This window comes from Kibdelosporangium banguiense, assembly GCF_017876405.1.
GTDB lineage: Bacteria > Actinomycetota > Actinomycetes > Mycobacteriales > Pseudonocardiaceae > Kibdelosporangium > Kibdelosporangium banguiense.
In genome coordinates, this window is record NZ_JAGINW010000001.1 from 1,237,563 (window position 1) to 1,263,600 (window position 26,038).

The window sequence follows — 26,038 nt, forward strand, 5'->3', positions numbered from 1 at the left end:
TCCGTTACCCACCTTGGGGGTGCTGGTGCGTTCTTTAGCCGTCCTGACACTGACAGCGGTGCTGTCAGCCGGGCTGTTCGCTCCTGTGGCGAACGCTCAATCGGCCCGGACAGGGATTGAAACCGTTGCGCTGGAATCCACCGCGGCGAAACGGTCGGCAGGAGTCAACGAGATCAATGACAGACGCTTCGCCATGGTCGCCCTCGCGGGCACCGCGAAGCTTCCAGAAGGCGTGGAGATCCAGGTCAAGCGGCTGGGTGGCGACTGGGGCGCGTGGGAGCCGCTGGACACCGATGACGCGATCGACAACAAGACTGAACCGTTGTGGGTGGGGCACTCCACAGCGATCCGGGTGCGTGGCGCCGAACAGGCAGGCCTCGCGCTCAAACTGATCGACCCGGGCGTGAAGGCGACCGACAGCCCGAGGCAGCGGGCAGCGCTCGCGGCGGCCGCAGGACGGCCCGTGATCGCCGGCCGGGCAGCGTGGGGCGCGGACGAATCGGTCCGGACCGCGTGCTTTGCCCGGCAAGGGATCGGCATCGAGTACGCCAGCACGATCAAGGCGGCCACGATCCACCACACGGCCGGCACGAACGACTACACGGCCGCCGACTCCGCCGCGATCATGCGTGGCATCTACCTGTTCCACGCCATCGACCGTGACTGGTGCGACATCGGCTACAACTTCCTGGTCGACAAGTTCGGCCAGATCTTCGAAGGCCGCATCGGCGGGCTCGAGTCGCCGGTCTGGGGAGCGCACGCGGGTGGCTTCAACCAGTTCACCTTCGGTGTGTCGATGATGGGCAACTTCGAAACGGACATCGAGCCGTCCGGCCCGCAGATCGACGCCGTGGCCTCGGTCGTGGCGTGGAAGTTCGCCAACGGCTACCGCGACCCGAACGGCACAGTCACGCTGATCTCCGGCGGTGGCGGAACGTCGAAGTACCCGGCGGGCACCCCGGTGACGTTGCCGGTCATCTTCGCCCACCGGGACGTCGGCAACACCGAATGCCCAGGTCAGAAGGCATACGACCTGATGCCGACGATCCGCCAGAAGGTCACCGAGCGGATGGGTGTCTGGACCGCGAGCCCGATCTACCAGAAGTGGCAGGCGGCCGGCGCGGACGCGGGCCCGCTGCAGGGCCCGTTCCGGGTGGAGCAGGACTCCGGCCGGGGCGGCCGGTGGGCGACCTTCGCCGGTGACAGCAAGTCGGTGTACTGGTCCGCAGGCACCGGCGCGAGGATCATCGAGGGCGCCATCCGGGACAGGTGGGCCCAGCTCGGTTTCGAGTTCGGCGTTTTCGGCTTCCCCACCACCGACGAACTGACCACACCGGACACCCTCGGCCGGTACAACGACTTCGAGTTCCAGGACGGCTCGATCTACTGGTCCAACGCCACCGGGGCACACTCGGTCCAGGGTGCGATCAAGCAGCGGTGGGCCGCGCTGAACAAGGAAGCCGGGCCGTTGGGCTACCCGATCAGCGACGAGCTGGGCGCCACCAACGGGCGCTACAACGACTTCCAGAAGGAAAGCGCGTCGATCTACTGGTCCAACGCCACCGGGGCGCACTCGGTCCAGGGTGCGATCAAGAGCAAGTGGAACGAGTTCGGCCGGGAGAACAGCTTCCTGGGCTACCCCACCACCGACGAGCTCGTCGGTGCGAACGGCGGGCGCTACAACGACTTCGCCGGTGAGGGCGGTTCGATCTACTGGTCCAACGCCACTGGAGCGCATTCGCTCCAGGGTGCGATCAAGGGCAAGTGGGTCGAGCTCAACAAGGAGGCCGGTGTGCTCGGCTACCCGACCACCGACGAGACCGTGACGCCGAACAAGCTCGGCCGGTACAACCACTTCGCCGGTCAGGGCGGCTCGATCTACTGGTCCAACGCCACCGGAGCACACTCCGTCCAAGGCCTCATCAAGCAGCGGTGGGCCGCACTCGGCTGGGAGACCTCGTACCTCGGCTTCCCGACGAGCGACGAGCACCCGGCCCCGGGCGGGCTGCGCAGCGACTTCCAGGGCGGCTACATCTTCTACAGCTTCGCCACTGGTCAGGCCACTGATCACCGTTACCCGTAACTAACTGTCACCTTGAGGGCCCTGCTTCGGCAGGGCCCTCTTTTTTCGTGCAAAACGGGCCTTTCGGCGGGTTGTTGGGCGGCCATCGGATCGATTTGGCTACTTGAACTGGGTGTGTCGTCAAGGAATCGAGGGATCTGGCGATGGCTGGTCTGCGCAGACGTGGTGTCCTGACCGGTGCGGTAGCGCTCGCAGGGGCGGCGACCGTCGGTCTGAATCCAGTTGCGGCGGCGTCCGCCAACCGGCAACGCCAGGGCGCGCAGTACGCGCCGTCGCTGGGTTTCGGCGATTACCCGGTAGTCGCACGGGTCCGGGCGCATCGTGCACTGGAGCACCTGCGGGTGCTCAGCGACCAGATCGGCCCGCGGATCGCCGGTACGCCAGGGGAACTCAAGGCCAAGGACTACATCGCCCGGGTGCTGCGGGACCTGCGGTACCAGGTCACCGTGCAGCCGTTCGCGATCGCCGACAAGTTCCTGGGTTCGGTTCGTGTCGGCCGCGACACGTGGCAGACGGGCTCGTCACCACAGTCCTTGCAGGACGTCACCCGCGAGGGGACTGTGGTGGACGTGGGCGACGGCAGCACGCTGCCCGCCGATCTGACCGGAAAAATTGTCCTTATCGCGGCGGTTCAGAATGTCGCGGACGCCTATTCGACCGCGGCCCAGCGTGGCGCGATTGCCGTATTACTCGGCCGAGTGGGCGCAGATCCGTTACGTCGTTTGGGTGCATTCTCGCCCACCCTTCCCACGCCGGTGGCAATTCCGGTTCTCGGCATTGCCCAGGTTCAGGTCGAACGGTTGCGCAAACGGCTGGCAGCCGGACCGGTGCGCGTGAAAGCGACCACCGTCCAGTACAAGAATTTGACTTCGCACAACGTGATCGCCGAACGGCCGGCGACTTTCCCGAGCCGGGACAAGGGCGTTGTCATGGTGAGTGCGCACTACGACAGCGTTCCTGGCTCACCAGGCGCCAACGACGACGGCAGCGGCACGGTCCTGTGCCTCGAACTGGCGCGCGTGCTGCGGCACCTGCCGACGACCAAAGCCGTGCGATTCGCCTTGTGGGGCGCGGAAGAATACGGATTGCTGGGATCTCGTCACTACGTCAACCAGTTGGTGGACGCGGACGTGTCCCGCATCGCGGGGTGTTTCCAGAACGACATGGTCGCCACAAGCTTCGACCCAGCCACCGTGTACTGGCTGCTGTCGGTCGACGGCGGCGACAACGCGTGCACTCAAGCCGTTGCCGCAGCGGCAAAACGCCTCGGCTACGACCCGCGTACACGCGGTCCCGTCGCACGCGGCTCCAGTGACCACGTGCCTTTCCACGAACGCGGTATCGCGTCCGGCAACTTCAGCTGGCGAGGCGAAAGCGGCCCCGCTGCACTCGAACCGACGTATCACACGCCGGAGGACACCATTGCGGACAACGTATCGCTTGAGCGCCTTCAGGTTTCGCTCGAGCTGATCGGTGCCGCGTCTTACGATCTGCTGCGCAGGCACTGAAACCCTCGCGAGGGTGCCCGCCGTTCGCGGCGGGCACCCTCGGCGAGAGCGTCAGTAAAACGTCCTACGGCCGGCAATCGGACGGCCGACGGCGCCCAGCAGCGTCAGTATCAAACCAACTACCAGCAGGATCCCGCCGATCGTGGTCAGGATCGAGATACCGGCCAATAAACCGATCACCAACAGGATCGCACCAAGGATGATCATGACACCTCCATAGGGGGACACCTAAGGAGTAGCCACCCGATCCGAGGCCAAACCTACTGCCCGACGGATTCCCAAAGGCCCATCAGATTGCCTTCCGGGTCCTTGAAGTAAGCCGAGAACCCAAAGTCACCGACCGGTGTCTTTCCGGTGACCGTCGCGCCACCGAGCTTCTCGATCTTCTCCAGCGCCTCATCGATACTCGGTACATCCACCACAAGGACCGGTGACGTCACCGGGTTGCTGCCGCGTTCGAGCATCCCGCCATTGATGAACCCAGGCTCCGTCGGCCCGGTCTCCTGCTCCGTCGGCCCGGACATCACCAAGTGGTAGTCCTCCCCCATGGCCATGATGTTCCAGCCGAACGCATCCTGATAGAACGCCCGCGCCCGCTCACCGTCATCGAACGGGATCTCGAAATGCACGACTCTGCCGCTCATCGCCGTACCCTTCAGGTTGTCCGAAGTGGTCCGTCCCGCACGCTAGCCCTGTCCCCCACTCCTCGCCAGCCCTGTTGATTCCTCACCGATTAGCGACAGAAACCGGATTCGCCCCATCATCCACTGTGTACACCTCGGGTCGGTCCTACTGGATTCGCTGATCTATGCCGCCGACCGTCTGGCCCGCGGTGATCCACACCGGCGTCGCGGTCGCGTAGGACGTCGCGTCCTTGTACCAGATCGTCCGGTACCTGGCCGAGGACACCTCACGGAAGTGGATCTTCAAGTCCTGCGTCGCCAGGCCGTCGATGACATAACCCTGGCTGAAGTCGGTTTCGACCTGACCGGCGACGTCCCCGGTCCGGGCGTTGACGGGCTTCACCTCGACCCAACCGTACGGCTGCCCCGCGATGCTCGTCCTGCCGGCGAAAGCGCCGCCGGGAGACAGGCTCTCGTCAGCCTTCGTGTCGCGGCCGGCGTCGACCTTCAGCATCTTGGCGTCGAATCGATCCGCCGCGCCGCCCGACCACTGCCACGCGTACGTTCCCTGGATGTTCACGTACTCCAGCGGCCAGAAGTACGGGCCGAGCCCAGTCAACCGGTAGTTGCCTTGCTCATCAGTGCGGACCGCGTCGCGGGCATAGGAAGTTGTTGTGGCGTATGGAAGGACACCGATATTGGCGATGGGCCGGCCCGTCTGCTTGTCCGTGACGGTCCCTGAGACAGTGCCGGCCGGATCCAGGCGGATCGGTGGCAGCCGGGTGAGGACACCTCCCGGGCCGTCGATCTTGCGGGCGTAGCGCTGGTCACCTGTGCCACCGCTCAGCCGGCCGACCCACTGCATGCCGTACTTCTTGTCCTTGGGCCGGACCAGCAGCTGGTACGCGGCCGGGGTGAGCGGGCCAATGGTGATCTGCCCGTTCTGGTCACTGCACCATTCGTTCCTGCCGAACTCCGAACCGGGAACGCCGTGGCCTGCCACCTCGATGGGCTCCACGCATGTGTCTGCTACCGCCCTGCCGGTAGCGGCGTCCCTGACAGTCGTCTGGATCGCGATGGCGGGCTTCGCTTTCTCGACGACCTTCGTGACCTCGCCAGGCCGGACGACAACTCCAGCCACGCTTGACGAGAAATGGGTCTTCTGCGTGGTGATCGCCAGATAATACGTGCCACGCGGGAGCTGGTAGCTGATCTGACCTGTCGTCGTACACGGCCGTTCGGCGCCGACTCCTGGTGCGAAGACACAGAATTCCTTGACCGGGGCACCGCTCACCTCGTCCACAACGGTCAGATCGATGGTGCCAGGTGGAATGATCTGCTCGTCGACGACGACGTCCGGGCCTGCCGGCACAGTGATCACATCAGCCTCGGACAACGTCTCCTTCTGGCGATACCACTGGTCTCCGTCATAGCTCGTGCTGATCTCAAGTTTGTAGTGGGCGGACCACAGTCCGGCGATCCGGTACGTACCGTCGTCCGCGACAGTGACCCACTGGAGCCGCTGCTGCGGATAGTCGACGTCATAGGGCCGCACCTGGATTTGGCCGCGTACGGTGTGGCCGGCCGTCACCCGGCCGCTCAACGCCCCTTCACCCGGTGGGCGAAGCCCGAGGTTGAGAAACTCGCGGGACAGATACCTCGATTGCGCACCGTCGAAGTCGCGGGCGTCACCAAGCAGATCCGCGTTCCAGGTGTCGGCATATCCCGGCGCGGTGGCCTTGATCTTGTAGTACCCGCTGTCCGGGCCACTGACCTCGTATCTGCCCGCCTCGTCGGCGCAGTCCCGGCCGACTTCGACCTGCCCGGCGTCGTACACCGAGACGCAGGCCCCGGCCACCGGCTTGCCGGTGAACCTGTCGGCAACAGTGCCGTACGCCAACACCACCTCAGCACTCGCAGTACCGCCCGTCGCGACAAGCAACATGATCGCAGCGGCCAATGCCGTCAGTCGGATCCTCATTGCCTTCCTCCCCCGGCGCCGGCGCGGCAGGGCGGAACCCCCACGGCGACCACGGCACAACAGGCCAGCAATCTAAGGCGCGCCAGCCATATCTGTCAGCAGCCGTTCGGCCGTGCGACACCGAGCCAGGTGGACACACACCTACGACGCCAGTTGACCACCGGCGGCTTCGGCCTGAAGCTTCTCTTGGTAGGCCAGGACACAACGCGCGATGCAGTCACGCAACTCCTCGTGACACCGCCAGTCGACGGGCTGGGTCAAGTGCTGGGTCGAAGCCTCCGCGAGCGCCTTGGCGTACCCCTGGTAGTAGTCGAGGCACTGGGCCGTGGTGGCGCCGCGCGGATGGAAGCGGAGAAAATGCCTCACGACCTCAGTGGTATCGGCATGGGCCTGCCACGGCGGCACGAGCCAATGGCCGGGAATATCATGATTGGGGATTCCAGTGGCCGGTTTGATGTGCACGAGTTGCCCTCTCGAATAATTGCGTTAGATTGATGACATGGACTTGTTCAGTCTTGGACAACCAGGTAATCCGTACAAGTGATTTGCCTGCCCGCAACGGGTGATACCACCGGCAATCCGGTCACGCTATGCTGTTACCGGCCGACAACTACGGAGATGGGATGGCTCGGACACCGAAGGCACGAGCTCTGGGCGCGGCACTTCGAGAGGCTCGGGAAAGCAAGCGCTTGTTGTTGCGTGAGGTCGCCGCAGCGGTCAGTCGTGATATCGGCGTGGTGTCCAGATGGGAAACCGGCGACCGGACGCCGAAACCGGAACAAGTCGCCCAGATTCTCACTAAACTGGGTGTCGAGGGAAACCGTTACGACGAGATCATGACGCTCGCCTACGGCACCAACGAATCGCTATGGGTCGCCACCACCCTGCCGGAACAGCGACAGCAAATGGTCGCCTACATCGACTGGGAACAGAACGCCACCAGCATCGTCGAAGTCGCACCGTTGCTGATCCCCGGCCTGCTGCAGACAACCGAGTACATCCAGGCGATCATGACCGGCGGAGGCGTGCTGCCCGGCGAGATCGCCGCCCGGGTGGCCTCCCGGATCGGCCGCAGGGAGATCATCACCAAGAACAGGCCCGCCGACCTGCTCGTCCTGCTCGGCCATGCGGCACTGCGTCAGGACATCGGAGGCAAACAGGTCACTCTCGAGCAGATGAAGCATTTGCTCGACATGGCGAAACGCCCCAACATCACCCTGAGGATAATGCCCGACCATGGCGGCTGGCATCCAGGACTGGAAGGCGCCTTTTCGTGCATCAAGTCCAAAGCAACTCCTGCAAGGCCCGCAGCGTCGATCGTGTTCGTAGGCACCCGCAGGTCGGTACTGATGCTGCACGAAGACAACGATGTAGCGGCCTACGAGAACGCCATCCAAATGATCATCCAGAAATCCCTGCCTCCAGAGACATCACTCGCCCTGATCGCAGACTTCGCAGAAAGATTGGAGAGGTAAATTGGCAACCGGAGATACATGGCGAAAATCTCGGTACAGCCAGAACGACGCCAACTGTGTCGAGATTCGCAATACCTTCAAGCAGGTTCGAGACTCGAAAAGTCCGACCGGCTCCGCCCTGGACGGAAATGTGGCCGCGTTAGTGCACGCCATCAAGACAGGCCAGTTCGACCGTTGAGCAAGGACGCCTCTGTACGCCGCTACCAGGCGTACAGAGGCATTACAGTAGAGCCATGACCGCTCTGCCGGAATGGATGAATCCTCCTCGGCCCGAAGGCTGGTTCGCGGACGATCTGGACCATCTCCCCGAAGCGCCTCGCCATACGGAACTGATCGACGGAGCACTCGTCTTCATGTTGTGGCCGCAGCGGTCATGGCACGGCCGCGTGGTCACCACTCTTGCCAACGCGCTCACCCACCATGCCCCGGCCGGTGTCGGGGTGGACTGCAGGATGACCATCCGGCTGGATGACCGCAACCGCCTAGAGGCGGACGTCATGGTGAACACAACGCCATTCGACCCCGACCTCACCTGGTTCGCGCCTGCGGACGTGCTGCTCGCAGTCGAGGTCGTATCTCCGGAATCGGCTCACCGTGACACCACTGTCAAGCTCCGCAAGTACGCCGAGGCCGGCATCGCGCACTACTGGATCGTCGAGGAGCATGACAGCAAACCAGTCGTACATGTCTACGAACTGGACGAACCAACCCGGGCCTATGTAGCGGCCAGCATTTTCCGCAGCAAGCTCGAGGTGCAGGTGCCGTTCCCGATCACTCTGGACCTCGACAATCTGGTCCGTGTGAAGAGCTAGTGTGTCGAGTCGTAAGTTTCTAGGCAGTTGACTAGACTGGGTGGATGCCGAGTCCGAAGCCTGTGCCGCTGGAACTGTCCGATGAGGAGCGTCGGGTTCTGACGGGCTGGACGCGTCGTCGTATGACCGCGCAGGCGTTGGCGTTGCGGTCGCGGATTGTGCTGGAGTGTGCGAAAGATCGGTCGAACAGCGAGATTGCCGAGATTCTGGGGGTGTCGCGGGAGACGGTCCGTAAGTGGCGGGCGCGGTTTGTGCGGGATCGGTTGGAGGGGTTGACCGATGAGCCGCGGCCGGGGGCGCCGCGCACGATCACTGACGAGCAGGTCGAGCGGGTGATCACCGCGACGCTGGAGCAGAAGCCACCGCGCAATGACACGCATTGGTCGACGCGGTCGATGGCGGCGGCCACGGACATGTCGCAGTCGGCGATCTCGCGGATCTGGCGGGCTTTCGGCTTGAAGCCGCACCTGGTGCAGACGTGGAAGCTGTCCACCGATCCGCAGTTCATCGAGAAGGTCCGGGATATCGTCGGGTTGTATCTGGACCCGCCGACGAACGCGCTGGTGCTCTGTGTCGATGAGAAATCCCAGATGCAGGCGCTGGATCGCACCGCACCGATCCTGCCGATCATGCCCACCACCCCGGCGCGGATGACCCACGACTATGTCCGGCACGGCACTACCAGCTTGTTCGCCGCGCTGGACCTGGACAGCGGCTCGGTGATCGCCGAGCACCACCGCCGCCATCGCCACCAAGAGTTCCTGCGCTTCCTGAAAACGATCGACAAAGCCGTGCCGGCCGAGCTGGATCTGCACCTGGTCTGCGACAACTACGGCACCCACAAGACCCCTGAGGTCCAGAAGTGGCTGCTGCGCCACCCACGGTTCCAACTGCACTTCACCCCCACCAGCGGGTCCTGGCTGAACTTGGTGGAACGCTGGTTCGCCGAGCTGACCAGGCGCAAGCTGCGCCGCTCCGCTCATCGCAGCGTCGTCGAGCTCGAACGCGATGTTCGCGTCTGGATCAACGAATGGAACAAAGACCCGAAACCATTCGTGTGGACCAAGACCGCCGACGAGATCCTCGAAACACTAGCAGCCTACTGCCTACGAATTAACGACTCGGGACACTAGACCAAAGCCATGTGCGCGATACAGAGCAATCTCCGTGACACACGGCGCACTTCACACACGACGCGCGATCAGGTCATGACAATTCTGCCGGTTGCTCGATAACCCCGTTTCGCCGTACGCTATCCATTTTGCGTCAAATCCGACTGAAATACCGGCCTGCCACGCAGGCCGGTATCCCGCATCGCGTCCCAGCAGTCAATATCTCCGGCCTCAGCCCAGCGGCCCGCGATCCATGGCCGTCTCGACGGATGGTTGAGCATCCTCGTCGCGCGATCGCTCAGCGCAACCTTCACCTCGGCGGCAAATGTGTGGATCTGGAGATCCTGCCCGCGGCCTTCCGCCCACGCCTTCACCTGTTCTGGGTGATGCCCGCCATCGGCTCGCGCGAGAAGGATTGCCGACGGTAGAGACGGTCTCGCTCGCGAAGGAAGGTGGGGACCGTGCCACTGGACTATTCGGACAGGACGGACTTCGAGAACGCCGAGCGGGGGTTCATCGACAGGCTTGATCCCTGCATGGTCCAGGCCGCGGATGGCCGGACGATCTGGGATCTGCAGCCGTACCGTTACCTGGCCGGCGAGTGTCCGGACACGGTGAATCCGAGCCTGTGGCGACAGGCCCAGCTGTGCCTGAAGAACGGCCTGTTCAAGGTGACCGACGGTATCTACCAGGTGCGTGGGCTGGACCTTTCCAACATGACCCTCGTCGAGGGCGACACCGGGGTGATCGTCATCGACCCGCTGGTCTCGGCCGAGACCGCGGACGCGGCGCTGGCGCTGTACCGGCGCAACCGCGGCGACTGGCCGGTCACCGCGGTGATCTACACCCACTCGCATGCCGACCATTTCGGCGGCGTGGAAGGAGTCCTGCCCGATGGCGCTGGGGACGTGCCGATCCTGGCGCCCGAGGGGTTCCTCGGGCACGCGGTGTCGGAGAACGTCTACGCCGGAGTGGCGATGACCCGTCGCGCGGACTACATGTACGGCATGTTGCTCGACCAGAGCCCCACCGGGCAGGTCAGCACCGGCCTGGGCATCGCCACCTCCACCGGCTCGCTGGGCCTGATCCCGCCGACGGTGGACATCACCCGTACTGGCCAGGTCGAGATCGTCGACGGGGTGCGCATCGTCTTCCAGATCACCCCGAACACCGAGGCGCCCGCGGAGATGAACTTCCACTTCCCCGACCGGCGGGCGCTGTGCATGGCAGAGAACGCCACGCACAACCTGCACAACCTGCTCACACTGCGCGGCGCACTGGTCCGCGACCCACGGGCGTGGTCGCGCTACCTCAACGAGGCGGTCGAGTTGTTCGGCGCCGACACCGACGTCGCGTTCGCCTCGCACCACTGGCCTGTCTGGGGTACCGGCAACGTGGTGCGGTTTCTGGCCGAGCAGCGCGACCTGTACGCCTACCTGCACGACCAGACGCTGCGGCTGCTGAACACCGGGCTGACCGGCGTCGAGATCGCGGAGGACTTCACGCTGCCGCCGACGTTGGACGCTGCCTGGCACGCACGGGGTTACTACGGCTCGGTCAGCCACAACGTCAAGGCGATCTACCAGCGCTACCTGGGCTGGTTCGATGGCCATCCCTCGTCGCTCTGGGCGCACCCGCCGCAGGCCGCCGCGACCCGCTATGTGGACGTGATCGGCGGGCAGCAGGCGGTGCGCGACAAGGCGAAGGACTATGCCGATGCCGGCGACCTCCGCTTCGCCGCCGAACTGCTCAAGCACGCTGTGTTCGCCGATCCGAACGACGCCGCCGCCCGGGACGCCCTCGCCGAGGTCTACGACAAGCTCGGCTACGGCTGCGAGAACGCCACCTGGCGCACTTTCTACCTGACCGGCGCCTATGAGCTGCGCCACGGCGTCAAGCCGTCACCGGTCACCACAGCCGGCATGGCGGCCGCGCTCACCGTGCAGCAACTGTTCGACAGCCTCGCGGTCCGGCTCGACGGTCCGCGCGCGGCGGCGGAATCCCTGGTCATCGACTGGCGGTTCACCGACAGCGGCACGACGGTGCGGCTGACCTTGTCCAACGGGGCGCTGATCCAGACTGAGAACCCCAAGAGCCCGGCGACGCCGGACCTGACCATCACCCTCACCGAACGGGAGCTCCTCGGCCTGCTCGCCACGCAACGGCTGGACGGGATCGACCATGACGGCGATCCCGCCGCGCTGCCCCGGCTGATGGGGCTGCTGGAGACGCCCAACGAGGCGTTCGCGGTCGTCACGCCCTAGGCTCATTCGACCGGCCGGCATGGGCGCGAGCGGCGTCGCGGTGGTCATGGCGGTCATTTTCCGGTGTGGGCTAGACCGTGGTGGATGGTTCGCCGGTCTGGTCAAGGGCATAGTCGATGGCCTGGTCGGGAGTGAATCGGGTGCCGTGCTGGAAAGCCACGGTGAACTGCTCATCCCCCAGCGCGTGACGAGCGATGTGTTCGCAGTGCTCGTGGGACTGTGCCAGATACCTCACCATGGTCAGCTGGACGCCGGTCGATCGCCAGAGCGGGTCAGCTGCGCCGAGCAGCCGGGCGGCACGTGGGTACTGTCCCTCGGCTGCCGCGATCCAGCCCAGCATCTCGATGCTGTGGGCCAAGCCCCATCGGTTGGTGAACGGTTGGTCGGTGCGCAGGCCCTCGCGAACCAGCCTGTTGGCACTCTGCCGGTCGTCGGTCAGCCAGCGACTGATGGCCAGCGCCCACAGCGTCCAGGACCTGGACAGGTGTGCGCGGGGATGCGACAGCGCGAGGCACTCCTCGCCGAGGTCGACGGCCCGCTCGGGTTCGTTGAGAGTCGCGGTCATCACGGTCAGCTGGAACAGGGCAACCCAGACGTCAGGGCTGCGGAGCCCGCGGAGGCGGCCGAGCGCGTCCTCGAGGAGCCCGACCCCGCCCGGAACGTCGTTCTGAAAGTACGTCGCCACACCGACAATCCGGGTGGCATGGGCGAGGGCCGATTCGTCGCCCAGCCGGTGCGCCAGACCGCGGCAGTCCTCAACCATCGACAGCCCCGCAGCGATGTCGGACTGCATGACGGCGAGTTCGCCGTTGAGCCACAAGGCCTTGGCCCGTGCCGAACTCGGTTGCGGATTCGACTCCAGCACCCGGTCGAGCCAGTAGCGGCCTTCGGTATGCGAGCATGAGAAAAACCAGTAGAGCCACAACGCGGCCGCGATCTCGATGCCGACCCGTGCCTGGCCGGGTTCGGTCAGGCAGAACTCCAGCGCGGCCCGCAGGTTGGCATGCTCGCACCGCAAAGCGGTGAACCACGCCAGCTCGTTCGGGCCCAGCCACTCCTGCTCCGCCCGCGTGACCATCCGGCGGTAGTGGTCGCGGTGCCGGGCGCGCATGGCCGTCTGCTGCCCGGACGAGGCCAGCCGTTCCTGGCCGTACTGGTGGATGGCCTCCAGCATCCGGTACCGCGCGCGGGTGCCGGTGTCCTCGTGGGTTCGGGTCAGGACGGACTTGTCCACCAGTCCGGCCACCAGGTCGACGACGTCCTCACGGGCGATGCCCTGGCCGCTGCAGACCGCTTCGGCCGCGTCCAGGTCGAACCCGCCAGCGAACACCGAGGCCCGGGCCCACAGCTGCTTCTCCTCGTGCGAGCACAGCGCGAAGCTCCAGTCGATCGCCGCCCGCAACGTCCGCACGCGCGGGACCGCGACGCGGCTCCCGGCGGCCAGGAACCCCAGATAGTCGTCCAGCCCATGCAGGATCTCGTTCACCGGCATGGCCCGGACCCGCAGCGCCGCCAGCTCGATGGCCAGCGGGATGCCATCCAGCCGCCGGCAGATCCGCACAATCGTGGCGCGATTGTGCGGATCGATCACGAACCCGGGCCGGGCGACTGCGCCTCGCTCGGCGAACAACCGCACCGCTTCATGACGTGCCACGGTGCGCGGGGTCATCGGCTGTTCCGGATCCGGCACCGGCAACGGCGGCACCTCCAGCCGGTGCTCCCCGGACGCTGCCAGGGCCTGCCGGCTGGTGGCCAGGATCCGCAGTCCGGGCGCCGCGGCCAGCAGCCTGCAGGCCAGCACCGCGCACACGTCGAGGAGGTGCTCGCAGTTGTCCAGCACCAGCAGCAGCTGTTTGTCCTGTAAGTAGTCCACCAGCATGTCCGTGGCAGACCGCTGCCCCTGCGGATAGTGGATATCCAGGACGTCGGCGAGTGCCGGGGCCAGCAGCGCGTCGTCGGTGAGTGCGGCCAGCTCGACCAGCCACACCCCATCCAGGAAGGCCCCACGTGCCTGGGCGGCCACCCGCAACGCCAGCCGGGTCTTGCCGATCCCGGCCACCCCGGTCAGCGTGACCAGCCGCGCACGCCGCAGCAACCGCGTGGCCTGGGCGGTCTCGCGCCGGCGACCCACAAAACTCGTCACCTCGCCCGGCAGATTGCCCACCAGCCAGCCTGATCCGGCGCCGGCCATCACCGGTCCCGGCCTTCCCGTTGTCCGGCGACCCAGGCGGCGAGCTGGACGCGGGTTGTGAAGCCGAGCTTGCCCAGAATGCGTTCCACATGGCCCTCGGCGGTGCGCTGGGCGATCACCAACCGGACGGCGATGTCCTTGTCGGACAATCCCTGCGCGACCAGCTCGGCAACCGTGAACAGCGCGCGTGTCGAGGCATCGCCCAACTGCTCCGCGACCTGCCGTCCCTCTTCCACGAGGGCCGACGCGGCGGGGACATCGCTTTGCTGCCCGGCGAGCATGCTGTCGGTGCAGAGGGCTCGGGCCCGCTCCACGGAGGGCCGCAACTGCTGGGCCAGGGCGCGGTCAAGCCAGTACCGGCCCTCGCTGAGCACTCCACCAACCTCCGCACCGAAAGAAGACCCAGGCAGCAGGCACAACTTCAGCGTTAAGAATGCGGCAGCAGCCCGGCATGGTGGAACAGCAGGAACAGACGCAGTCTCGACAATGGCCACCAAACGCCAGCGAGACAGTGCGCCTTTCCGTGTCACCGACAGGCGATGCAAGGGCAGCGGCGTCATCCGAGTGTGACTGAGCGCTTCAGTTGGCCAGTTGAGCGTCGTTATTGGCCAGTCTGGACTCAGCAGGGTGGCCAGTCTGTGGGTGCCGGTGCGGGCTGGACTGTGGTTGTTGTGTCGCTGGTCTGGTCGAGGGCGTAGTCGATGGCCTGGTCGGGAGTGAATCGGGTGCCGTGCTGGAAGGCCGCGATGAACTGCTCATCCCCGAGCGCGGTGCGGACCTGCTGTTCGCAGTGGTCGTGGTGGGAGGGGGCAAGGTTCCTCGGGCCGGCGTCGGACTTGCTGGTCGGGCGGCCGTCGGTGGTGGGATGCGCGTCCTGACCGGCTGCCTGTTACCTTCACCGCCGCCTGGATCCGTGTCACAGATTCCTCCGGTAATGCAAATGGAGTGCACCATGACGAACCCGCAGCCATCATGCGATCCGCTCGCCGAGTCCCGGGTACCGCTATACGGGCCGCAGTTCCAGCGGAAGTCCGCAGATCTCTATGCGGAGATGCGGCGTGCACACGGGCCGGTAGCCCCCGTCCTGCTCGACGGCGACGTGCCCGCGTGGCTGGTACTGGGCTACCGCGAGGTGCAATACGTCGTGAGCAATCCGGAGGTTTTCGGGCGCGACTCACGGCGCTGGAACGCCTGGGATCAAGTTCCGCCCGACTGGCCGTTGCTCCCGCTCATCGGGTACCAGCCCACCATGATGTTCGCCGAGGGCGCCGCGTACCAGCGGCGTGCCGAAGCGTTCAATGGCGCACTCGCCGATGTCGACCAGTTCGCCTTGGGGACGCAGGCCCAACAGGTCGCCGATCGGCTCATCGACGCGTTCGCCGGAACCGGTGAAGCGGATTTGATCACCCAGTACGCCGATGGGGTACCGCTGCCCGTCGTCGCCCAGATGATAGGCGTGCCGGAAGCGGAGACCGCCAACCTGGTCCGTGATGTCTACAAGACGCATGCCGCCGGCGAGGGCGCGAATGACGCCTACGCGCGCGTCCGGGAGAGGGTGTGGCGGCTGGTCAAGTCCAAACGGGAGGACCCTGCCCCTGACGTCACGTCGCGGCTACTGGCCCACCCGGCCGCGCTCGCCGACGAGGAGATCACCGAGGATCTGCTCCACCTGATGAACGCAGGGCAGCTGCCCACCTCCTACTGGATCGGCAACACCCTGCGGCTGATGCTCACCGACGACCGCTTCGCGATGACCTTGTCCGGCGGACGCCGGAGCGTCGGCCAGGCGCTGAACGAGGTGCTCTGGGAGGACACGCCCACCCAGAACTTCCCGGGCCGGTTCGCCGTCCGCGACCTGCGGCTGTGCGGTCGGCAGATCCGCAAGGGCGACCTGCTCATCCTCGGTCTTGCCGCGGCCAACCATGACCCGCTCATACGACCGGACCCTCAGATGTCGACCGGCAACCAGGCGTACATGTCTTTCAGCTATGGCGAACACCGGTGCCCGTACGCGGCCCAGGAGATCGCCAAGGTCATCGCCGAGGCCGCGATCGAGGTCCTGCTCGACCGGCTCCCGGACGTAACTCTGACGGTACCGGCCGACGCGCTGACATGGCGGCCGTCACCGCTGTTTCGCGGCCTGTCGGCACTGCCGGTGAAGTTCACCCCGGCCTAGATCAACCAGGTTGATCCAGGCGGCATCGGGATGGTCGAGCAGTTCGGTAGCGACGGCCGGTCCCATTCCCGATCACGCCGGATCTGAGCAAGCTCGTCAAATGTTGAAGCGGAACTCGACAGTGTTCCGACATGGAACAACGTAACGACGGCTCCACGAACCTATGGAGGTTTCACCTCATCCAGTCTCTTCGACAAGAGCCCACACACGCTTGAGCGGCACGTCACGTTGGATGTCGGCAGGCAATCTGTCGTAGTGTGCGAACATCGCCTGGAGGACGTCCTCCGAAGTCCAGACTCTTATAGTGAATCGCTGGGTAGAGAGGTACCGCCTGGCGTCCTTCGTGATCCCGCCCCAAGCCACCAGCAAGCCGTGATCAGCGCCGTGAGTGGAGATCGCACCCTGCAACTGCTGCACAACGGGCAGACCGACCTGGCTTGCTTCGGATTTCACTTGGACGACCACTTTGGGCGAAACTAGGCCGAGTAGACCTGTACCAGCGAATATGTCAACGCCCTGATCAGGCCCTTCTGGTGAGACCTCGCAGACGTATCCAGCTGCTTCGAGGAGAGCCGCAACCAGATCAGCCAGACGATGCCCAGCGAAGTTCTCGATCACACGGCTGGTGATCCGGTCACGGGCATAGGTCTCGACTTCGATGGCGTTCTGACTGACATCAGAGGCATCATCGTTCGGTTCAACGACCCTTGACGACTTCACGGCACCGCGGGTGCCCGGATCAGGTTTGCCGCCCATGAGTTCGCCGAGCCGCCATGCCGCGTCGTTCCGGGACATCTCGCAGACAGTGGAGAAGGCCCCCAGCGAATACAGCAGATCTTGCTTCACCAGCGTACGAGGAACATCGGTCGCGATCCAATCGACGTCACGCCGATGACGTCTCGATGGATCTTCTTCAGCCGCCGCGTAGTAGTAGTCGCCCCGAATGCGTCCGATCGCGAGGTAGGCGGACTTGTTCTTCAGTGGCATCACAACCAGATCGTTGATCTGGATGCGATTACGCAACGCCCACAGCTGAGCAGCGAAGTTCCGCGCCTTGCCTTGCTGAACTCCGGCTACATCCTCGGTCACGGCGGCAAGCACTGCGTCACGGTCGTTCGCGCGTGACAAATCTCGAACCTCTGCGAAACCGCCACCCGTACAGCCTTTCGCGAGCGCCCACTGCTCACGTTCCCCAGCCCGACCTGCACGTACTAGCCACGCGCGCATCCACACCCCACACTCGTCATGCCTGATTGGGATCAGACGTTGAAGCGACCGTTCGGCGCCAGCATGGAGTACCAAGCGGCTGGCGACGCACGATGCGACCCGCAGTCAGTAGCGTGGCATATTCGGGATCGCTTTCTCGGCAACCTCGATGAGTGCCTCCACTTTCGACACATCGGCCGTCACGTCCTCAGCGGTCACCGAAGGAGCTTCCGAGGATCGGTAAGCGACTTCATTGCGACGGACCCGCATCCGGTTGAAGGGGCGCAAAACCGACCCCAGCGGAGGATCGAGCTGAGAGAGAACAGCATCGTAGATGGCAATGTGACCACCACGGCTCGTCGCACGCAGGCCTTGGTTCTGCAAAACGGCCGCCAGTGCGCGACGCGCGCCGTCGTATGCCAGCGTGTAAGCGCCTTCCGGATCCGAGTCCAGCAGCAGCCGCGCCGAAGCGATGTGCGTGCGGGCTCTGCCAAGCTCCGCCTCGGCAGCCTCCCGAGAGGCCGGGACCCGCTCAATGGCGCCGCGTTCGATGAGCGCGTCAATCGTTTCGCGCCCCTGGTTCCACCGGCTCATCAGGTCTCCTGGTTGAGATTCAACTGGGCCAGCGGACGCTCGCGAACGCTGGCGAGGAATGGATCCGTGGTGCTCCCCGCCCACGACTTGGATGAGATCCGATGGACGTTGACCTCGCGTCCCAACCGCCGCGACACGCGCTCAGCCAAGTCGAAAAGTGCGTCCGCATCAGGCGAACCGACAACGAGGACGTCAACATCACCAGGCGGCGGTCCCGGTTCGCCGCTGTAGCGCGCGGCCCACGACCCGTAGATATAAGCCTCGCTCACGCCGACCAGCTCGGACAAGGCCTCAGCGAGCAGCGGCATCGGCCCGAAGGTGACCGCGATGAGATCGGTCAACGGCCGGTAGAGCGGGGTATCCGTGCGGGCTTTGACGAGACGATTCCGGCCGACCCGTCGATCTTCCAGAATGCCACCATCGGTCAGCCGCTCGACTTCGCGCAGCACGGCGGTCGGCGTGACGCCGCAAGCCTCGGCGAGCTCGGTGATGCCGTACTCGCGGTCCGGATGCAGCAGAACAAGCGCGAGCAGCTCACCTTGCATGCGCGAACGCAACAGCGGCAGCAGACTCGGCGATGGTTTCATTGGACGCAGTATATCCTGCGCCCAATGAAAGTAACAATTAGTGAGAGAACATCACTGAAACGGCTAGGTCAGACGTTGAAGCGGAACTCGACCACGTCGCCGTCGGCCATGACGTAGTCCTTGCCTTCCATGCGGACTTTGCCGGCGGATTTGGCGGCGGCCATGGAGCCGGCGGCGATCAGGTCGTCGAAGGAGACGACCTCGGCCTTGATGAAACCGCGTTCGAAGTCTGTGTGGATGACGCCGGCGGCCTGGGGGGCGGTGTCGCCTTGACGGATGGTCCAGGCGCGGGATTCCTTGGGGCCGGCGGTCAGGTAGGTCTGCAGGCCGAGGGTGTGGAAACCGGCGCGGGCCAACGAGTACAGGCCGGGTTCGTCCTGGCCGATGGACTCCAGGAGCTCACGGCGGGACTCCTCGTCCAGCTCCAGCAGTTCGGCTTCGACCTTGGCGTCGAGGAACACCGCGTCGGCTGGGGCGACGAGCTTCTCCAGCTCGGCGCGGCGGGCCGGGTCGGCCAGCACGGACTCGTCGGCGTTGAAGACGTACAGGAACGGCTTGAGGGTCAGCAGGCTCAGCTCGCGCAGCAGGTCTGGGTCCACTTCGGACTGTGCGGCGAAGAGGGTCCGGCCGGTGTTGAGGATGTCGCGTGCTTTGAGCGCGGCATCCAGCGCGGGCCGGGCCTCCTTGCGCGTGCGGGCCTCCTTTTCCAGGCGTGGCACGGCTTTGTCGAGCGTCTGCAGGTCCGCGAGGATCAGCTCGGTGTTGATCGTCTCGATGTCGCTGGACGGATCCACCGTGCCGTCGACGTGAATCACGTCCGGGTCGTCGAACACACGGATCACCTGGCAGATCGCGTTGGCCTCACGGATGTTCGCCAGGAACTTGTTGCCTAGGCCCGCGCCTTCGGACGCACCCTTGACGATGCCGGCGATGTCCACGAACGACACCACGGCGGGCACGGTCCGTTCCGACGAGAACACTTCAGCGAGTTTGTCCAGCCGCGGGTCGGGCAGCGGGACGACGCCGACGTTGGGCTCGATCGTCGCGAACGGGTAGTTGGCCGCCAGTACATCGTTGTTGGTCAGCGCGTTGAACAAGGTCGACTTGCCGACGTTGGGGAGGCCGACGATACCAAGGGTGAGGCTCACGGGAATCCAGTCTAAAGGTCCCCCTGACCAGGCCCGGCAGCACAGCGGACGCAGGGCCGACAGCACCGTCCGTTTTCCGCCAGTCAGGGGACGTTCCCGCACGTAGGCTCGATGTCATGTTCGTCGACACGGAGCGCGGATACCGCGCCGTTGCCTCCCGGGACACCCGGTTCGACGGCCAGTTCATCCTGGCGGTCCGCACGACCGGGATCTACTGCCGCCCGTCGTGCCCGGCGACCACTCCGAAACGCCGCAACGTCGAGTTCTACGCGACCGCGGCCGCTGCCCAGGCAGCCGGCTATCGCGCCTGCAGGCGGTGCCTGCCGGACGCGGTGCCGGGTTCGCCGGAGTGGAATCTGCGGGCTGACCTGGCCGGACGCGCGATGCGGCTGATCTCCGACGGGATCGTGGAGCGGGAAGGCGTCACCGGCCTGGCGACCCGGCTCGGCTACTCCGAGCGGCACGTCACCAGGATGCTCACGGCCGAGCTCGGCGCGAGCCCGTTGGCGCTGGCCCGCGCACATCGCGCGCACTCGGCGAGGCTGCTGATCGAGACCACGCCCCTGTCGTTCGCGGACGTCGCGTTCGCAGCCGGGTTCGCCAGCATCCGCCAGTTCAACGACACAATCCGCGCGGTGTTCGGGACTACTCCGACTCAGCTTCGAGTCGGCGCCAAGCGTCGCCGCCCGGTGTCCACCGCAGGCAAGGTGAGCCTTCGGCTGGCGTTCCGTAAGCCGTTTGACGCGTCCGACCTGATCTCGTTCCTCAGCGCCCGTGCGGTTGACGGTGTTGAGGAAGTGACGACGGAGTATGCACGGACGCTTCGGCTGTCACACGGCACCGGCACAGCCCGGTTGATACCGCAGGCAGACCACATCGACTGCACGCTCCGCTTGTCCGACATGCGCGACCTAGGCAGCGCAGTGTCACGGTTGCGACGGTTGTTCGACTTGGACGCGGACCCGTGTGCTGTGGACGAGGTGCTCGCCGCAGACCCTGCCCTCGCACCTTCAGTCGCCCTGACGCCTGGGATTCGTGTGCCGGGCAGCGTGGACGGCTCCGAGATCGTGTTGCGGGCTTTGATCGGCCAGCAGATCTCGGTGGCGGCGGCACGCACGACACTCAGCAGGCTCACCGATGCCCTCGGCGAGCGTCTGGTACTACCTGACGGTGAACTCACCACACTTTTTCCGACCGCTCAGGCCATCGCGGAGCACGGCTCCGAGGTCCTGACCGGGCCGCGCAAACGCATCGACACTGTCATCACTGTCAGTTCCGCCATCGCGGCAGGTGACTTGGATGTGCACGTTGGTGCTGATCCTGACGAGCTCGCCGCCAAACTGGAGTCGTTCGCCGGCGTCGGGCCCTGGACGTCGGGGTATGTGCGGATGCGGGTGCTCGGCGCGCCTGACATCCTGCTCCCCGGCGACGTCGCTTTGCGCAACGGCGCCTCGAAGCTCGGGATCTCCAACCTCGCCGACCGTTCAGCAGCATGGCGGCCTTGGCGTTCGTACGCGGGAATGCACCTCTGGAAGGCATCATGATTTACTCCACAGTAGACACCCCGATCGGGCCGTTCACCGCTGTCGTCGCCGCGGATGGCGCGGTCCTCGCTTCAGGCTGGACCGGCGACGTGGACACGCTGATCCCGTTGATCCACCCCAGTTTGCGGCCTGCCGAGGTGACCGAACGCTCCGAGCTCGGTGCGATCACGGCCGCGATCCGCGCCTATCATTCAGGCGACCTGAATGCAATCGAGGATATTCAGGTGGACCAACGCTCAGGCGAGTTCATCCAGCAGGCCTGGAAGGTCCTACGGACCGTGCCCGCCGGTCAACCCGTGACGTACGCGCAGTTCGCCGACCTCGCCGGCCGTCCCGCAGCCGTGCGCGCCGCAGCCACCGCCTGCGCCCGGAATCCGGCCGCGCTTTTCGTGCCATGCCACCGAGTTCTCCGCACCGACGGCTCCATCGGCGGCTTCCGCTGGGGCGTACCGGCCAAACGCTGGCTGCTGGACCACGAAACCGTCAGCCCCTTGCCGTAAGCCCTGTTCTAGGCGATGACTTCGAGGCTGGAGCCAGCGCGGGCCTTACGGACCCGCAGGCGCACAGGAATTCGTTGCCGCAGTTCCTCGACGTGGGAGACGAGGCCGACCACCCGGCCGCCTGCGCGCAGTTCGTCCAGGGTGTCCATGACTTCGTCGAGGGTGTCCGGGTCGAGGGTGCCGAAGCCTTCGTCGACGAACAGGGTGTCGAGAAGCGCACCGCCGGTCTCCGCTGCCACGACGTCGGCGAGGCCGAGGGCGAGCGACAGGGAGGCGAGGAAGGATTCGCCGCCGGACAACGTTTTCGCCGGCCGGACCTTGCCTGAGTAGTCGTCGAGGACGTCGAGGCCGAGGCCGCCGCGAGTTCCGTGGGAACCTCGGGCATCGGAGTGCACGAAGGAGTAGCGGCCTTGGCTCATGCGGCTGAGACGGGCCGTTGCGGCGACGGCGACTTCCTCGAGGCGGGCGGCGAGGACGTAGGACCGGAGTGACATCCGGCGCGTGTTCTGGCCGCGACCGTTGACTATGTCGGTCAGGGCGTTGAGTTCGGCGTATTCGGACTCGATGGGGCCGAGGGCTGACCATTCGGCGCGGAGGCGGGCGGCGAGGGCGCGGACGTCTGCGGACCGGCGTTCGGATTCGCGCAGCACGGCGACTTCGGCGTCGGCGACCTCGCGGGCCGTGGCCAGTGCGGCTGCCACGTTGTCCAGATCGATGGCGCTGTCGGGGTTGATGTCGGCGAGGTCGGGTTCGGCCAGGACGGCTTTCGCCGCGGCCGCGCGGTTGTCGAGTTCGCTGGTCATACGATCCAGCTCGGCCAGTCTGAGCTCGTCGCGGGCCGCGTCGAGAGCATGGGCCACTTCAGTGAAACCTGCTGCTATCGCGGCTTCGTGCACCTCGGTTTGCTGTGCCGTCAGGCGGGCCTTGAGCTGTTCACGCTGGCCGCGGGCACGCAGCAACTCCGTCACGGCTGCCGCGGACAGGAGCAGGTGTTCACGGCGTACGCGCACGTCCGAGTACTCGCCGCGGGCCGGATCGAGCCGTTTCTGGCGCATCTCAACGGTTTTGCCGAGCTGCTCACGTTCGGTCCGGAGACTGGCGAGTTCCTCTTTGGCCGCCGACAACAGATCCGAGATGTTCGCGGATCGTTTGTCCAGGTCACGCACGAGCTCCCGTTGCGGTTCCCGGTTGGCTGCCAGCGCCGCGGTCTCCGCCAGCAGCTTGTCCACTTCGGACAGCTCAGCCGTCTCGTCGCTCTCGGCGAGCCGTTCCTGCAACGCTGTCAGGTCGGCGATGGCCGCCTGGTGAGCACGTTCCGCTTTGCCGCGTTCCGATTGGGATTCCTGCTCGGTGGCTACGGCCGCGATTTCTTCGGCCTCACTGACGGCACCTGGCACGGGCCGGGCGGGTTCGGGATGGTCAGCCGAACCGCAGACTGGGCACGCCTCACCGACCGCGAGCTGACTCGCCAGTTCGGCAGCCATACCGTCCAGCCGCCTTGCCCTGATCGTGAGCGAGTGGTCACGGGCTTGCTGGTGCGCGTCGATGGCCTTGCGCATCACGGCTTCCGCGCTCTTGACCTTCTCTTCCGCGTCGCCAAGGCGCTCGCGGAGTTTGGCTCGTTCGGTCAGCTCGGCCTTCCTGGCCTTCAGGCCGTCCAGCCGCGCCGCGGCCTCGCTGGCGAGCACAAGCTGTTCCCTGGCCACCTTGAGCTTCTCCGGCAAGGCGACGAGGTCGGCTTCCAGACTGGTGACCTTCTCCTCGGCCGCCCAGCCGTCGTTGATCAGCTTTGTCAGCCGCAGCTTCGCTTTCTTCTGCTGCTTGGCGTCTTCCAGCAGTTGCGCGAGGCCGCCCGCCTCCTCGGTCAGCCGGGCCGATTCGGCACGCAGAGAGGACTCGTCCGCGTCGATCCGGTGGAATCCCGCCTTCTTAGCAGCGACGGTCGCCTCTTCCTCGGCCCGTTCGGCGTGCTTGAGCTCCACCTCCAACTGCCCGGCGCCCCGGTTCGCGACCACCACCGGCACCGCCCGCCGGGCCTTGGCCCGTTCGGCGATCCATGCCTGTTGCTGCGGTGCCAGCCGCTCACATTCGGCCAGTTCGGCACGCGCTGTACGAACCCTGCGTACGCGGTCAGCCAGTTCGCGAGCTTTGGTCATCTCCTGCTCGGCCGTGGCCGCTGCCACTCCGGCCTGCTTGGCCTTCTCCCGAGCGGCGTCCTCGGCCTCGCGCAACCGCGAGGCCACGACACCGAGCCATTCGTCGTCAGCCGAATGATCCTCCGGCGGTTCTTCGCCCGCGGCCTGGGCAACCCGCGCGACCAGCCGCATCGCGCCTGCCCGGCGGCTTTCAAGATCTCGGAAACATTCTGTGCGGCGGTCCCGGAACCACCGCTCCACGTCCGCGAACCGGTACGTGCCGAACAGTTTTTCGAGCAACTGCTCGCGTTCCTGGGTGTCCGCCCGCAGGAACCGCGCGAACTCACCCTGCGGCAGCAGCACGACCTGGAAGAACTGTTCCGCGCTCATGCCGAGCAACCGCTCGACTGTCCGGCTGACCTCGTCGATCCGGATCAGGCCGTCCCGGTCGTAGCCGCCCGGGGGTTGCCCGACCCACGTCAGCGAGGCCCTGGCCTGCTGCTTCGTGGTTCCCTCGCCACGCCGCTTCGGCCGTTCGTATTCCGGGCTGCGCACCAGCCGGAGCCGGTACCCCTGCACGGAAAGCTCGAGCTTCACTTCGGTCAGCGTGTCGTTGTCCGCGTAGTCACAACGCAACCGGCGCGCGTCATTGCGTACGCCCGGGACTTTTCCGAACAGGGCGAAGGCGATGGCGTCGAGCAACGTTGTCTTGCCGGCACCAGTTTCTCCGTGCAACAGGAACAAACCGTCCGCGCCGAGCACGTCGAAGTCAACCACTTCGGTCCCCGGGTACGGGCCGAAGGCGGTGACCTCCAAACTGTGCAGCCTCATCGCTCTTTCTCGCTCTCAGCTGCGATCACGGTCTCCAGCGCGTCCCTCAGCCAGCCGCGCTCACGTTCCGTCGGCTCACTTCCGCGTGCGTCATCGACGAAGCAGCACGCGACTTCCTGGTCGCTGCGGCCACGAACAGCCTCGCTGTACCGCAACGACTCGCCGTTCCGGCCGCCTTCCGGCTGCCACTCCATGTGCACCGCGTACTTGAAGCGATCCTGCAGGCGCCGCAACGTGTCCACCGGCCTGACCTGGTCGGTGACGGTGACCGACAGGTAGTGCTCCAAGACTTCGTCGTGCCGCGGGTCGGTGAGCAGATCCTGAAGCCTGCCTTCGATTTTCGCCAACGGCCGGGGAACCGGCAGCGACCGTCGCTCCACACCGGACAGCCCGGCCTTGTCGATGTCCACCAGCCACACCGATTTGTGCTGCCGCGCCTCGGAGAACGAGTACGCCAGCGGGCTGCCCGAGTACCTCAGGTGGTCGGCAAGTTGTTGTGCGCCATGCAGATGCCCCAGAGCCACGTAGTCGACTCCGTCGAACGTCGACCCAGGAACCTGCTCGACTCCACCGACCGCGATCGGCCGTTCGGAGTCACACGGCTCACCGCCCGTGACGAACGCGTGCGCCAGGACGACTGAACGCGCCTGCCTTGTCTGAAGATCCTCCCGGACACGCCGCATCGCCTCGGAGAGCACCCCTGTGTGGCCGCGTTCGGCGATACCGAGGCCATGCCTGGCGACTTCCGGCTCCAGATAAGGAATTCCGTACAGCGCTACTTCCCCGTGCTCGTCGCGCAGCAGCACTGGGCGGTCTATATCGGGAATCCTGGTTCGCAGGTGCAGCCCGCCCGCCGCGGCGAACTCGCCGAACGCGCCCAGCCTCGGCGCCGAATCGTGGTTGCCCGGCGTGACCACCAGTTGCGCACCGGCGTCGCGGATACGCGCCAGCACGCGGGCGCACACCTGCACCGCTTCGGCCGACGGGACCGCGCGGTCGTATATGTCGCCGGCGACCACCACGGCGTCGATGCGCTCATCAGCGACGATGTCCGCGAGGCCGCCCAGCACCGATTCCTGTTCGGCCAGCAGATCCGCACCGTGGAAGGTCCGCCCCACGTGCCAGTCGGACGTGTGCAGCAACCTCATGGAAGACAAAGTTAGGCCCACCAGCCGCCAAAGCCTGACACCACCCCCGGCGTGTTGCGGTGTTGCCTGCCCTCGCTCCGCTCGGGCGGGCTTGGCCGGGCGACAGGTCAGCGCGGCAAC

The 26,038-nt window shown here is 65.8% G+C and carries 21 protein-coding genes and 1 pseudogene; 10 read left to right on the plus strand and 12 right to left on the minus strand.

What is annotated here, in order from left to right:
- Positions 1-25 precede the first annotated feature (25 nt).
- Together JOF56_RS05875 and JOF56_RS05880 are read left to right on the plus strand one after the other, a co-directional pair.
- Positions 26-2,083: an N-acetylmuramoyl-L-alanine amidase gene (locus JOF56_RS05875; protein WP_307854942.1), complete on the plus strand. Its 2,058-nt coding sequence runs from the start codon at positions 26-28 to the stop codon at positions 2,081-2,083.
- Between the two features lie 143 nt (positions 2,084-2,226).
- On the plus strand, positions 2,227-3,591 hold the full coding sequence (locus JOF56_RS05880) for a M20/M25/M40 family metallo-hydrolase (RefSeq protein ID WP_209635276.1): 1,365 nt from the start codon (positions 2,227-2,229) through the stop codon (positions 3,589-3,591).
- A gap of 51 nt (positions 3,592-3,642) precedes the next feature.
- On the opposite strand, the gene JOF56_RS05885 is transcribed toward JOF56_RS05880, so the two are convergent.
- The 4 genes from JOF56_RS05885 to JOF56_RS05900 form a co-directional block, all read right to left on the minus strand.
- Positions 3,643-3,798 (minus strand): DUF6131 family protein, encoded by a 156-nt coding sequence (locus JOF56_RS05885; RefSeq protein WP_209635278.1) that lies wholly within the window; start codon positions 3,796-3,798, stop codon positions 3,643-3,645.
- Between the two features lie 53 nt (positions 3,799-3,851).
- The gene (locus JOF56_RS05890) at positions 3,852-4,235 is read right to left on the minus strand and encodes a VOC family protein (protein WP_209635280.1); all 384 of its coding nucleotides are present in this window, start codon (positions 4,233-4,235) and stop codon (positions 3,852-3,854) included.
- A gap of 145 nt (positions 4,236-4,380) precedes the next feature.
- Positions 4,381-6,195, minus strand: a complete 1,815-nt coding sequence (locus JOF56_RS05895; protein ID WP_209635282.1) for a carboxypeptidase-like regulatory domain-containing protein — start codon at positions 6,193-6,195, stop codon at positions 4,381-4,383.
- 141 nt (positions 6,196-6,336) lie between these two features.
- Complete coding sequence (locus tag JOF56_RS05900) at positions 6,337-6,561, minus strand: hypothetical protein (protein ID WP_209635284.1); 225 nt, start codon at positions 6,559-6,561, stop codon at positions 6,337-6,339.
- 257 nt (positions 6,562-6,818) lie between these two features.
- Here JOF56_RS05900 and JOF56_RS05905 point away from each other — a divergent pair, with 257 nt between their 5' ends.
- The 5 genes from JOF56_RS05905 to JOF56_RS05925 all read left to right on the plus strand — a co-directional run bounded on the left by JOF56_RS05905 (position 6,819) and on the right by JOF56_RS05925 (position 11,858).
- A complete protein-coding gene (locus JOF56_RS05905; protein WP_209635286.1) occupies positions 6,819-7,670 on the plus strand; it encodes a helix-turn-helix domain-containing protein in 852 nt (283 codons plus the stop codon).
- 1 nt (position 7,671) lies between these two features.
- Positions 7,672-7,848, plus strand: coding sequence for a DUF397 domain-containing protein (locus tag JOF56_RS05910; RefSeq protein WP_209635288.1), 177 nt, complete (start codon positions 7,672-7,674; stop codon positions 7,846-7,848).
- Between the two features lie 55 nt (positions 7,849-7,903).
- On the plus strand, positions 7,904-8,482 hold the full coding sequence (locus JOF56_RS05915) for a Uma2 family endonuclease (RefSeq protein WP_209635290.1): 579 nt from the start codon (positions 7,904-7,906) through the stop codon (positions 8,480-8,482).
- Positions 8,483-8,526: 44 nt separating this feature from the next.
- On the plus strand, positions 8,527-9,615 hold the full coding sequence (locus JOF56_RS05920) for an IS630 family transposase (protein WP_209633336.1): 1,089 nt from the start codon (positions 8,527-8,529) through the stop codon (positions 9,613-9,615).
- Between the two features lie 440 nt (positions 9,616-10,055).
- The gene (locus JOF56_RS05925; protein ID WP_307854944.1) at positions 10,056-11,858 is read left to right on the plus strand and encodes an alkyl/aryl-sulfatase; all 1,803 of its coding nucleotides are present in this window, start codon (positions 10,056-10,058) and stop codon (positions 11,856-11,858) included.
- Between the two features lie 70 nt (positions 11,859-11,928).
- Here JOF56_RS05925 and JOF56_RS05930 read toward each other — a convergent pair whose 3' ends face one another.
- On the minus strand, positions 11,929-14,049 hold the full coding sequence (locus tag JOF56_RS05930; protein ID WP_209635292.1) for an ATP-binding protein: 2,121 nt from the start codon (positions 14,047-14,049) through the stop codon (positions 11,929-11,931).
- Positions 14,049-14,222 (minus strand): annotated as a pseudogene (locus JOF56_RS60660) (response regulator transcription factor); the annotation flags it as partial. The pseudogene JOF56_RS60660 and the gene JOF56_RS05930, both read right to left, overlap by 1 nt.
- A 779-nt stretch (positions 14,223-15,001) precedes the next feature.
- On the opposite strand from JOF56_RS60660, the gene JOF56_RS05940 reads away from it, so the two are divergent.
- Positions 15,002-16,225 (plus strand): cytochrome P450, encoded by a 1,224-nt coding sequence (locus JOF56_RS05940; protein WP_209635296.1) that lies wholly within the window; start codon positions 15,002-15,004, stop codon positions 16,223-16,225.
- A gap of 177 nt (positions 16,226-16,402) precedes the next feature.
- On the opposite strand, the gene JOF56_RS59995 is transcribed toward JOF56_RS05940, so the two are convergent.
- The 4 genes from JOF56_RS59995 to ychF all read right to left on the minus strand — a co-directional run bounded on the left by JOF56_RS59995 (position 16,403) and on the right by ychF (position 19,760).
- Complete coding sequence (locus tag JOF56_RS59995) at positions 16,403-17,452, minus strand: restriction endonuclease (RefSeq protein WP_504739832.1); 1,050 nt, start codon at positions 17,450-17,452, stop codon at positions 16,403-16,405.
- 105 nt (positions 17,453-17,557) lie between these two features.
- Positions 17,558-18,025, minus strand: a complete 468-nt coding sequence (locus tag JOF56_RS05950) for a hypothetical protein (protein ID WP_209635300.1) — start codon at positions 18,023-18,025, stop codon at positions 17,558-17,560.
- Complete coding sequence (locus JOF56_RS05955) at positions 18,025-18,612, minus strand: ArsR family transcriptional regulator (RefSeq protein WP_209635302.1); 588 nt, start codon at positions 18,610-18,612, stop codon at positions 18,025-18,027. Before JOF56_RS05955 ends, JOF56_RS05950 begins: the two co-directional genes overlap by 1 nt.
- Before the next feature lie 68 nt (positions 18,613-18,680).
- Positions 18,681-19,760 (minus strand): redox-regulated ATPase YchF, encoded by a 1,080-nt coding sequence (gene ychF, locus JOF56_RS05960; protein ID WP_209635308.1) that lies wholly within the window; start codon positions 19,758-19,760, stop codon positions 18,681-18,683.
- A 116-nt stretch (positions 19,761-19,876) separates the two neighbouring features.
- Here ychF and JOF56_RS05965 point away from each other — a divergent pair, with 116 nt between their 5' ends.
- On the plus strand, positions 19,877-21,304 hold the full coding sequence (locus JOF56_RS05965; RefSeq protein ID WP_209635310.1) for an AlkA N-terminal domain-containing protein: 1,428 nt from the start codon (positions 19,877-19,879) through the stop codon (positions 21,302-21,304).
- Entirely contained in the window at positions 21,301-21,804 is a 504-nt protein-coding gene (locus tag JOF56_RS05970) for a methylated-DNA--[protein]-cysteine S-methyltransferase (RefSeq protein WP_209635312.1), read from the plus strand. Before JOF56_RS05965 ends, JOF56_RS05970 begins: the two co-directional genes overlap by 4 nt.
- An 8-nt stretch (positions 21,805-21,812) precedes the next feature.
- On the opposite strand, the gene JOF56_RS05975 is transcribed toward JOF56_RS05970, so the two are convergent.
- Together JOF56_RS05975 and JOF56_RS05980 are read right to left on the minus strand one after the other, a co-directional pair.
- Entirely contained in the window at positions 21,813-24,770 is a 2,958-nt protein-coding gene (locus tag JOF56_RS05975; protein WP_209635314.1) for an AAA family ATPase, read from the minus strand.
- Complete coding sequence (locus JOF56_RS05980) at positions 24,767-25,918, minus strand: exonuclease SbcCD subunit D (RefSeq protein WP_209635316.1); 1,152 nt, start codon at positions 25,916-25,918, stop codon at positions 24,767-24,769. Before JOF56_RS05980 ends, JOF56_RS05975 begins: the two co-directional genes overlap by 4 nt.
- Positions 25,919-26,038 lie beyond the last annotated feature (120 nt).

Coding starts and splice junctions, on each gene's coding strand:
- JOF56_RS05915 (WP_209635290.1), top strand. CDS start 7,904: ATGACCGCTCTGCCGGAATGGATGAATCCTCCTCGGCCCGAAGGCTGG.
- JOF56_RS05895 (WP_209635282.1), bottom strand. CDS start 6,195: ATGAGGATCCGACTGACGGCATTGGCCGCTGCGATCATGTTGCTTGTC.
- JOF56_RS05975 (WP_209635314.1), bottom strand. CDS start 24,770: ATGAGGCTGCACAGTTTGGAGGTCACCGCCTTCGGCCCGTACCCGGGG.
- JOF56_RS05970 (WP_209635312.1), top strand. CDS start 21,301: ATGATTTACTCCACAGTAGACACCCCGATCGGGCCGTTCACCGCTGTC.
- JOF56_RS05930 (WP_209635292.1), bottom strand. CDS start 14,049: ATGGCCGGCGCCGGATCAGGCTGGCTGGTGGGCAATCTGCCGGGCGAG.
- JOF56_RS59995 (WP_504739832.1), bottom strand. CDS start 17,452: ATGCGCGCGTGGCTAGTACGTGCAGGTCGGGCTGGGGAACGTGAGCAG.
- JOF56_RS05980 (WP_209635316.1), bottom strand. CDS start 25,918: ATGAGGTTGCTGCACACGTCCGACTGGCACGTGGGGCGGACCTTCCAC.
- JOF56_RS05920 (WP_209633336.1), top strand. CDS start 8,527: ATGCCGAGTCCGAAGCCTGTGCCGCTGGAACTGTCCGATGAGGAGCGT.
- JOF56_RS05885 (WP_209635278.1), bottom strand. CDS start 3,798: ATGATCATCCTTGGTGCGATCCTGTTGGTGATCGGTTTATTGGCCGGT.
- JOF56_RS05880 (WP_209635276.1), top strand. CDS start 2,227: ATGGCTGGTCTGCGCAGACGTGGTGTCCTGACCGGTGCGGTAGCGCTC.
- JOF56_RS05940 (WP_209635296.1), top strand. CDS start 15,002: ATGACGAACCCGCAGCCATCATGCGATCCGCTCGCCGAGTCCCGGGTA.
- JOF56_RS05955 (WP_209635302.1), bottom strand. CDS start 18,612: ATGAAACCATCGCCGAGTCTGCTGCCGCTGTTGCGTTCGCGCATGCAA.
- JOF56_RS05890 (WP_209635280.1), bottom strand. CDS start 4,235: ATGAGCGGCAGAGTCGTGCATTTCGAGATCCCGTTCGATGACGGTGAG.
- JOF56_RS05965 (WP_209635310.1), top strand. CDS start 19,877: ATGTTCGTCGACACGGAGCGCGGATACCGCGCCGTTGCCTCCCGGGAC.
- JOF56_RS05905 (WP_209635286.1), top strand. CDS start 6,819: ATGGCTCGGACACCGAAGGCACGAGCTCTGGGCGCGGCACTTCGAGAG.
- JOF56_RS05950 (WP_209635300.1), bottom strand. CDS start 18,025: ATGAGCCGGTGGAACCAGGGGCGCGAAACGATTGACGCGCTCATCGAA.